9 protein-coding genes are annotated in these 9,406 nt (G+C 66.7%); all 9 read right to left on the reverse strand.

What is annotated here, in order from left to right:
* Window positions 1-267: 267 nt before the first annotated feature.
* Window positions 268-894, reverse strand: coding sequence for a nicotinamide riboside transporter PnuC (gene pnuC, locus H0W38_RS09465; RefSeq protein ID WP_292453179.1), 627 nt, complete (start codon window positions 892-894; stop codon window positions 268-270).
* Window positions 895-1,029: 135 nt separating this feature from the next.
* The gene (ftsB, locus tag H0W38_RS09470) at window positions 1,030-1,305 is read right to left on the reverse strand and encodes a cell division protein FtsB (RefSeq protein ID WP_292453182.1); all 276 of its coding nucleotides are present in this window, start codon (window positions 1,303-1,305) and stop codon (window positions 1,030-1,032) included.
* Between the two features lie 25 nt (window positions 1,306-1,330).
* Window positions 1,331-2,629 (reverse strand): phosphopyruvate hydratase, encoded by a 1,299-nt coding sequence (gene eno, locus H0W38_RS09475; RefSeq protein WP_292453184.1) that lies wholly within the window; start codon window positions 2,627-2,629, stop codon window positions 1,331-1,333.
* A gap of 107 nt (window positions 2,630-2,736) precedes the next feature.
* Window positions 2,737-3,027: a DUF1330 domain-containing protein gene (locus H0W38_RS09480; RefSeq protein WP_292453188.1), complete on the reverse strand. Its 291-nt coding sequence runs from the start codon at window positions 3,025-3,027 to the stop codon at window positions 2,737-2,739.
* Window positions 3,028-3,038: 11 nt separating this feature from the next.
* On the reverse strand, window positions 3,039-3,896 hold the full coding sequence (kdsA, locus tag H0W38_RS09485; protein ID WP_292453191.1) for a 3-deoxy-8-phosphooctulonate synthase: 858 nt from the start codon (window positions 3,894-3,896) through the stop codon (window positions 3,039-3,041).
* 10 nt (window positions 3,897-3,906) lie between these two features.
* Window positions 3,907-5,598, reverse strand: coding sequence for a CTP synthase (locus H0W38_RS09490; protein ID WP_292453194.1), 1,692 nt, complete (start codon window positions 5,596-5,598; stop codon window positions 3,907-3,909).
* Between the two features lie 133 nt (window positions 5,599-5,731).
* Entirely contained in the window at window positions 5,732-6,556 is an 825-nt protein-coding gene (locus H0W38_RS09495; protein WP_292453196.1) for an alpha/beta hydrolase, read from the reverse strand.
* 3 nt (window positions 6,557-6,559) lie between these two features.
* A complete protein-coding gene (locus H0W38_RS09500; RefSeq protein WP_292453199.1) occupies window positions 6,560-7,387 on the reverse strand; it encodes a proteasome-type protease in 828 nt (275 codons plus the stop codon).
* A 1-nt stretch (window position 7,388) separates the two neighbouring features.
* A partial coding sequence (gene mutS / locus H0W38_RS09505) for a DNA mismatch repair protein MutS (protein ID WP_292453202.1) occupies window positions 7,389-9,406 on the reverse strand: 2,018 nt, incomplete at its 5' end.

A 9,406-nucleotide genomic window follows, 5' to 3' on the forward strand; every position in this document is an offset into this window, starting at 1 on the left:
GCGCAGGGCTCGTGGCCGTGCGCGCAGCGCGCTTCGTGAACTGACTCGTCGCAATTGTTTGAGCGCAGTGAGCGCAGCGAACGAAGCGAGTTTTGCGACGCGGCCACGAGACCGAGCAGCGCAGCGCAGTCGGCCCGCAGGGCCGACCGCCGCACCGAAGCGAAGCCCGCCGCCCGCCCGCGGCTTTGCTCGCACCCAACACCCGCAAAGCAACAGCAACGCGCATCGAAGGTCCGCAACGGGCCGGGAACAGACGATCGCTTCATTTCAGGCGCTCATCGCAGCACGTTGTGCCCACGCCCGCCAGCCCACGGCTGCGAGCAACGCAAACACCGCGTACAGGCCTACGGTCAGCCACAGGCCCTTGTAGGCGAACAGACCGATCGCGACCAGGTTGACGGCCAGCCAGCCCGGCCAGTTCTCGACGTACTTGCGCGCGAGCAGCACCTGGGCGACCACGCTGCCGGCAGTCGGAAAAGCGTCCCACCAAGGCACATCGGTGTCGGTCTGGCGAGCGAGCAGCAGGCCGATAGCTGGCCACAACACGGCGAAGGCGAGCAGGGCGGCGGCGCGACCGCGCACTCCGAGGTGGCGCACGACGAGCGCCGAGCCATCGGCCTGTTTGCCGCGCAACCATTGCCACCACCCCCAGAAGGCGACGATGACGAAAAGGATCTGCAGCAACGCGTCGCCGTAGAGCCGCGCGTCCCAGAACACCAGCAGGAAGAGCAGCGAACTGGCGATGGCCAGCGGCCAGGCAGCCGGGTTGACGCGCAGGTTGAGCAGCACCATCCACACGCCCAGGAACGCGCCGAGCAGCTCGGCCCGGCTGCTGGACAAGGCGCCCAGGGTGAAGGCGGGTCCGTTGAGAAAAGCGACGCAGTCCGAAAGCATCTGGGGCAGGGCCTGTGTTGGCAGACCCGTCGGGCAAATGAGGCCGGGTCGCGTTGCGCCGGCAAGCGGCCGCAAGCTCGAGTGTCGGTTTCTAGCGCGCAAGTGCGTGAGCTGTGGCGGCTCGCGCCAAAGGGCTCAGCGGCGCGGCGTCAGTTGCACGAGGATTTCGTCAGGCTTGACCATGCCGAGCTCGTGACGGGCCTTCTCTTCCACCATCTCGAGGCCTTCCTTCAGATCGCGCACCTCGGCCGACAGTTGCTCGTTGCGCGAGCGCGCCGCTGCGTTCTTGCCCTGTTGCTCGACCAGCAGTGTCCGCAGCCCCAGCACCCGGCCCATGCCGCTGCTGCCGAACCACAACTCGACATGCACGAGAGCCAGCAGCGCGACCAAAAGGGCAGTGACGAGGCGCACGACGCCGGCTCGGTCTCTGAAGAGTTCAGCGCAGGTGGTAGAAAGCCTTGCGGCCCGGATAGACGGCCACTTCGCCGAGGTCTTCCTCGATGCGCAGCAGCTGGTTGTACTTGGCGATGCGGTCGCTGCGCGAGAGCGAGCCGGTCTTGATCTGGCCGGCGTTGGTGCCCACGGCGATGTCGGCGATGGTCGAGTCTTCCGTCTCGCCGGAGCGGTGGCTGATTACCGAGGTGTAGCCGGCGCGCTTGGCCATTTCGATGGCAGCGAAGGTTTCGGTGAGCGTGCCGATCTGATTGATCTTGATGAGGATCGAATTGGCGATGCCCTTGTCGATCCCTTCCTGCAGGATCTTGGTGTTGGTGACGAAGAGGTCGTCGCCGACCAGCTGCACCTTCTTGCCAAGTTGCTGCGTGAGGTGGGCCCAACCGTCCCAATCGCCCTCGGCCATGCCGTCCTCGATGCTGATGATCGGGTACTTGTCACACCAGCCGGCCAGCATGGCGGTCCATTCCTCGGCCGACAGGGCCAAGCCTTCGCCGTCGAGCTTGTAGACCAGCGAGCCGTTGGCGCCGGGTTTGTGGAATTCGCTGGCGGCGCAGTCCAGACCGAGCGCAATCTGCTCACCCGCCTTGTAGCCGGCCTTGTCGATCGCCTCGAGGATCATCTGGATCGCGGCCTCGTGGTTTTCGACGCTGGGTGCGAAGCCGCCCTCGTCGCCGACCGCGGTACTGATGCCGCGGTCGTGTAAGATTTTCTTGAGCGCATGGAAAGTCTCCGCGCCCCAGCGCACCGCTTCGCGAAAGCTCGGCGCGCCCACCGGAATGATCATGAACTCCTGCAGGTCGAGCGTGTTGTTGGCGTGCGCGCCGCCGTTGATCACGTTCATCATCGGCACCGGCATCTGCACCGCGCCCATGCCGCCGAAGTAGCGGTACAGCGGCAGACCCGATTCCTCGGCGGCAGCACGCGCGACGGCCATGCTGACGGCGAGCGTGGCGTTGGCACCGAGTCGGGACTTGTTGTCGCTGCCGTCCAGGTCGATCAGGGTCTTGTCGAGGAAGGCCTGTTCGGAGGCGTCGAGGCCGAGCACGGATTCGGAGATCTCGGAGTTGATGTGCTCCACCGCCTTGCGCACGCCCTTGCCGAGGTAGCGGGCCTTGTCGCCGTCGCGCAGCTCGACCGCCTCGCGCGAGCCGGTCGAAGCGCCGCTGGGTACCGCGGCGCGCCCCATGACGCCGGATTCCAGCAACACGTCGCATTCGACGGTGGGATTGCCGCGGCTGTCGAGGATTTCTCTACCGACGATGTCGACGATGGCACTCATTCACTGACCTTTCGAGAGAGCGATGTTTTTGTATTGCTCCCTCCCCTTGAGGGGAGGGTTGGGGAGGGGTGGGCCAAAGCGGCACGCAGTGGTTGAAGGGGCCGACCTCAGTCGGTCCCTTCAACCACGATCATCTGCATGACCGCCGCGTCGGCGCGGGCGTCCTTGGCCTTGGCGTATTCCGTGGAATCGTAGAACGCGCGGGCCTGCGCGACGCTGCCGAACTTCATCACGATCACTCTCTCGGGCGTCCAGTCGCCCTCGAGCACACCGACCATGCCGCCCCGTACCAGCACCTCGGCGCCGTGGGTGTGCATGGCCAGCGAGGAAAACGTCTTGTAGTCCTCGTAGCGGGCCGCGTCGGTGACGCGGACGGTGGCGATGATGTAGGCGCTCATCGGTTGTGACCTCAGCAAGAAAAATCGTTCTCCAGCAGCGGTTGGGCCTTGACGACCCGGTCGATGCTGACCAGTTGTTCGAGCAGTGCCTTCATGTGCCTGAGCGGCACCGCGTTCGGGCCGTCGCTCATCGCGTTGGCGGGGTCGGGATGGGTTTCCATGAACACGCCCGCCACGCCCACTGCGATGGCAGCGCGAGAGAGCACCGGCACGAACTCGCGCTGTCCGCCCGAGCTGGTGCCTTGCCCGCCGGGCAACTGCACGCTGTGCGTGGCGTCGAAGACGACCGGTGCTCCCGTGTCGCGCATGATCGCCAGGCTGCGCATGTCGGACACGAGGTTGTTGTAGCCGAAGCTCACGCCGCGCTCGCAGGCCATGAACAGGTCTTCCGGCAGCCCCTTCTCGCGCGCGGCGTCGCGGGCCTTCTGGATCACGTTCTTCATGTCGCCAGGGGCGAGGAACTGGCCCTTCTTGATGTTGACCGGCTTGCCGCTCTGCGCCACGGCACGGATGAAGTCGGTCTGGCGGCACAGGAAGGCGGGCGTCTGCAGCACGTCGACGTGGCGCGCCACGGTCTCGATCTCGGACTCGCTGTGCACGTCGGTCAACACGGGCACGTTCAGTTCGCGCTTCACCTTGGCCAGGATTTCCAGGCCTTTTTCCATGCCTGGTCCGCGAAAGGTCGTGCCGCTGGAGCGATTGGCCTTGTCGTAGCTGGACTTGAAGATGAAAGGAATGCCGAGCGCGGCGGTGATCTCCTTCAGGTGCCCTGCCACGTCCATCTGCAGTTGCTCCGACTCCACCACGCACGGGCCGGAGATCAGGAAGAAAGGCCGGTCCAGGCCCACTTGGAATCCGCACAGCTTCATTGATGATCCTTCAGGCCGCAGCCTTCTCGTGGCGCGCCGCCTGGTGCGCCAGCGCCGCCTTCACGTAGCTGATGAAGAGCGGATGTCCGGCCCAGGGCGTGGACTTGAACTCGGGGTGGAACTGCACGCCCATGTACCAGGGGTGCACGCTTTGCGGCAGTTCGACGATCTCGGTGAGCTTTTCGCGCTGGGTCATGGCCGAGATCACCAGACCCGCCTCCTGCAGCCGATCGAGATAGTGCTCGTTGGCCTCAAACCGGTGGCGGTGGCGCTCGGTGACCACGTTGCCGTAGATCGCGTGCGCCAGCGTATTCGGCTTCACGTCGGAGCTCTGCGCACCCAGGCGCATGGTGCCGCCCAGGTCGGAGGAGGCGTCGCGCTTCTGGATGGAGCCGTCGGCGTCCTGCCATTCGTCGATCAGCGCGATCACGGGATGCGGCGTGGACGGGTCGAACTCGGTGCTGTTGGCGCCTTCCAGCGAAGCCTTGTGGCGCGCGAACTCGATGGTCGCGACCTGCATGCCCAGACAGATGCCCAGGTAGGGCAGCTTGTGCTCGCGCGCATGGCGGGCCGCGGCGATCTTGCCCTCGATGCCGCGCTTGCCGAAGCCGCCGGGCACGAGGATGGCGTCGAACTCGCCCAGCCGCGCCACGGTCTCGGGCGTGATGGTTTCAGAATCGACATACTCGATCTGTACCTGCGCGTGGTTGTGGATGCCGGCGTGGCGCAGCGCCTCGTTGAGCGACTTGTAGGAGTCCGACAGGTCGGTGTATTTGCCGACCATGGCGATGCGCACGGTGTGCTGCGGGTGCCCGACCTCGTGCACGAGTGCGTCCCAGCGCGTGAGGTTGGCCGGCGGCGTGGCCAGCCGCAGCTTGTCGCAAATGAGGCCGTCGAGCCCCTGCTCGTGCAGCATGCGCGGCACCTTGTAGATGGTGTCCACGTCCCACATGGAGATGACGCCCCATTCGGGCACGTTGGTGAAGAGCGAGATCTTCTCGCGCTCTTCGTCGGGCACGCGGCGGTCGGCTCGGCACAAGAGGGCGTCGGGCTGCACGCCGATCTCGCGCAGCTTCTGTACCGTGTGCTGCGTGGGTTTGGTCTTGAGCTCACCCGCGGCGGCGATCCAGGGCACGTAGGTCAGATGCACGAAGGCGGTCTGGTTGGGGCCGAGCTTGAGGCTCATCTGGCGCGAGGCTTCGAGGAACGGCAGCGATTCGATGTCGCCCACCGTGCCGCCGATCTCGACGATCGCCACATCGACCGCGTCGGGGCCTGCGACCAGGTCGCCGGCCGGGCCGATCACCATGCCGGCGCCGCGCTTCACATAGGTCTGGATTTCGTTGGTGACGTGCGGGATCACCTGCACCGTCTTGCCGAGGTAATCGCCGCGGCGCTCCTTCTCCAGCACGGTCTTGTAGATCTGGCCGGTGGTGAAGTTGTTGGCCTTCTTCATGCGCGTCGTGACGAAGCGCTCATAGTGGCCGAGGTCGAGGTCGGTCTCCGCGCCGTCGTCGGTGACGAACACCTCGCCGTGCTGGAACGGCGACATCGTGCCCGGATCGACGTTGATGTACGGATCGAGCTTGATGAGGGTGACCTTGAGGCCGCGCGACTCGAGAATGGCCGCGAGCGAGGCCGACGCGATGCCCTTGCCGAGAGAGGACACCACACCGCCGGTGACGAAGACGAACTTGGTCATGTCGTGCGGCACTCCGCTTTGGGCTGAAAAGTGCCGTGGTGGTAAAGCGAGATTATAGGGGGCGGCTTTTCTCCCTTTCCCCTCTGGAGAAGGCTGGGGTGAGGGCTCACGCCGGGTGAAACGGTTCGGCTTTTCAGGAAGGCTGCCTCGCGCCTCGCAAGATCTCGAGCACAGCGGTCGCCGTTTCGACGGGCCGCTCCATCGGAAACAGGTGCGAGCCTTCGATCCAGCTCACCCGCCCGCTGCTCAGCCGCTCCGTCGCGCGCATGCCGACCTGCCGTACCTCGGCGGACTGCGTTCCGCCGATGAAGGCCAACGGGCAGGCCAGCGGATGCCGGCGCAGCACGCCCGCGATGTGGTGCGGCAGGGTGTTGTAGATGTCGGTCTCGATCTCGCGCTGAAAGCTCAGGGCATGCTGCGGACCGCTGGGCTCCATGCCGGCAGCGATGTAGTCGCGCAGCACGGTGGGATCGAAACGCGCGAACGTCGGCTTGGACGCGAAGTGATCGAACGCCGCCTGTGCGGTCGGCCAGTGCTGGCGTCGCCGCTTGCTCACGAAGCCGGGCGAGAAGCGCTCGCCCAGGCCGGTGGCCTTGGCGAACTGCAGCGCGCGGGCTTTCCAGCCGGTGATGACGGGCGAGTCGAGCAGCAGCACGCCGCGCGCCAGATCGGGCCGGCGCGCCGCGGCCAGCACGCTGAGATAGCCGCCGAGCGAATGCCCCACGAGCCAGGCCGGGCCCGCGACTTCGCGCTCGATGAAGTGGATCAGTTCGTCGCGCAGGTGCGGCCAGTTGCTGGTGACCGGGTAGGCCGGCGCATGGCCGATCTTCTCGATCGCGTGCACGGCCCAGCCCGCGCCCTGCCATTGCTCGAACAGCCGACGGTAGGTGCCGGCCGGGAAACCGTTCGCGTGGGAGAAGACGATGTGCCGGTCGTTGCGTTCACTCTCCAGCGCCATCGCTCAGACCACTTTCTCGCTCAGGTTGTGGATCTTGCGCATGGCCTCGAAGCGCGGCGACTCCGTGAGCAGCGGGTGCAGGGCGGCGGTGCCCGCGTCCCACTGCGGCGCGTCGATGCCCTCGAACACCTCGCGCAGGCGCTGGCCCCAGGTGCCGCGAATCATGCGGAAGTACGGGTTGTGCTCGTCGATGCAGACGATCTGCTCGCTTTGCAGCCGGCCCTCTTGATAGACGACCAGATCCAGCGGCAGGCCGACCGACAGGTTCGATTTCAGCGACGAATCCATCGACACCAGCGCGCACTTGGCGGCCTCGTCGAGCGGTGTGAGCGGCGTGAGAACGCGATCCAGGATGGGTTTGCCGTACTTGCTCTCGCCGATTTGGAAGTAGCAGGTTTCGCGCGTGGCCTCGATGAAGTTTCCGGCCGAATACACCATGAAGAGCCGCATCGCCTCGCCGGCGATCTGGCCCCCGAAGATCATGTGGGCGTTGAAGTCGATGCCGTTGGCTTCTAACGCCGCCCCGTCCTGCTCTTGCACACGCCGGATCGCTGCGCCGAGAACGCGCACGGCGTCGAACATGCTCTTGGCGTTCCAGATGGTGATCGGCGGGCCGTCGCCGTTGTCCACCTTCTCGACCTGCAGGATCTCGCGGACCGACTGGCTGATCGACAGGTTGCCGGCCGACAGCAGCACCATGAAGCGGTCACCGGCTTTCTCGTAGACCATCATCTTGCGGAAGGTGCTGATGTGGTCGAGGCCGGCGTTCGTGCGCGAGTCCGAAAGGAACACCATGCCGGCGCTGAGGCGGGCGGCAACGCAATATGTCATGTCAGTTTCCTTGTTGCAGGGCCTTGAGGCGGTAGAGCGCATCGAGCGCCTCGCGCGGGCTCAGTGTGTCGGGGGCGATGGCCGCCAGCGCGCGCTCCACCTCGGTGGGCTCGGCAGACGGGGCAGCCGCCGGCGAAGCAAACAGGTCGATCTGCGCGGCACTCGCCATCTGCTGCGCTTCCAGCGTCTCCAGTGTGGCCCGTGCCTGACGCAGCACTCCTGCGGGCATCCCGGCCAGGCGGGCGACCTGCACGCCGTAGCTGCGGCTTGCGGGCCCGGGCTCGATCTCGTGCAGGAAGACGATGTCGCCGCCGTTGCGATGCGACTCGACCGCGCTCACATGCACATTGAGGGCGCGCGGGTGCTTCGCAGGAAACGCGGTCAGCTCGAAGTAGTGGGTGGCGAACAGCGTGAAGGCGCGGTTCTTCTCGTGCAGATGGCTGGCGATGGCGCTCGCCAGCGCCAGGCCGTCGAAGGTGGAGGTGCCGCGGCCGATCTCGTCCATCAGCACCAGCGAATGCTCGGTCGCGCCGTGCACGATGGCCGCAGCCTCCAGCATTTCGAGCATGAAGGTCGATTGCGCGTTGGCCAGGTCGTCGGCCGCGCCGATGCGCGTGTGGATCGCATCGATCGGCCCGAGCCGGCATGCATCGGCCGGCACGAAGGAGCCCATCGCCGCGAGCAGGGCGGTGATCGCGACCTGCCGCATGAAGGTCGACTTGCCGCCCATGTTGGGCCCGGTGATCACCAGCATGCGGCGGGTCGCGTCGAGCCGGCAGTCGTTGGCGATGAAACTGCCGACGCCGGTCTCGGCGAGCCTCAGCTCGACGACGGGATGACGGCCGCGCTCGATCTCAAGGCAGGGCTGGCTCACGAACTCCGGCCGGCACCAGTTCAGCGTTTGTGCACGCTCGGCCAGCGCCGCCAGGGCGTCCAGCGTGGCCAGGGCGCGGGCGAGCGAGGAGAGAGCGGGCAGATGCGGTTGCAGCGTGTCCTGCACCTGCTCATAGAGCAGCTTCTCGCGGGACAGTGCGCGCTCCTGCGCCGACAGCGCCTTGTCCTCGAAGGCCTTGAGCTCGGGCGTGATGTAGCGCTCGGCGTTCTTGAGCGTCTGGCGGCGCTGGTAGTCGGCAGGCACCTTGGCCGCCTGGCCTTGAGTGACCTCGATGTAGAAGCCGTGCACGCGGTTGAACTGCACGCGCAGGTTGGCAATGCCGGTGCGCACGCGTTCGCGGGCCTCGAGGTCGAGCAGAAAGGCGTCGCAGTTCTCGGAGATGGCGCGCAGCTCGTCGAGCTCGGCATCGAAGCCGTGCGCGATGACGCCCCCGTCGCGCAACAGTACCGCGGGTTCGGACGCAATGGCGCGTGCAAGCAGGGTCGCTATTTCGGGCGGCGGCGCGAAGCCGGTAGCGACCTGTTCCAGCAGGCCCCTCACCTGCGGTGCGCGACCCGGCTTGCAAGCCGGGTCCGCTTCGCGGGCGGCAAGCATGTTTGCCGAAAGCCCCGCTTCCCTCCCAACCCTCTCCCCACGTGCGGGGAGAGGGGGCAGGACGCCTTCTACTGTCGGAGAGGGCTGGGGTGAGGGTGGCAGCGCCGCACGCAGGGCCGGCAGCAGCGCGAGCGTCGCCCGCAGTCCCGTCAGCTCGCGCGGCCGCACCTGCCTGAGCGCGATGCGCGCGGTGATCCGCTCGACATCGCTCACGCCGCGCAGCGCTTCCCGCAGCGGTCCGAAGCCTTGCGCCATCAACGCCGCGATCGCCTCGTGGCGTGACGTCGCGGCGCTTCGCTCGCGCGCCGGGTGCGTGAGCCAGTGGCGCATGGCGCGCGAACCCATGCCGGTCTTGCAGGTGTCGAGCAGCGAGAGCAGCGTCGGTGCGTCCTCGCCGCGCAGCGTCTGGGTCAACTCGAGGTTGCGGTGGGTGGAGGGCGGCAGTTCGATCAGGTCGGTCGCGCGTTCCACGCTCAGCGAACCGACGTGCGCCAGAGCCTGCCCCTGCGTGTGCTCGGCATAGCTCAGCA

It is taken from the genome of Methylibium sp. (assembly GCF_013817365.1).
GTDB lineage: Bacteria > Pseudomonadota > Gammaproteobacteria > Burkholderiales > Burkholderiaceae_C > Methylibium.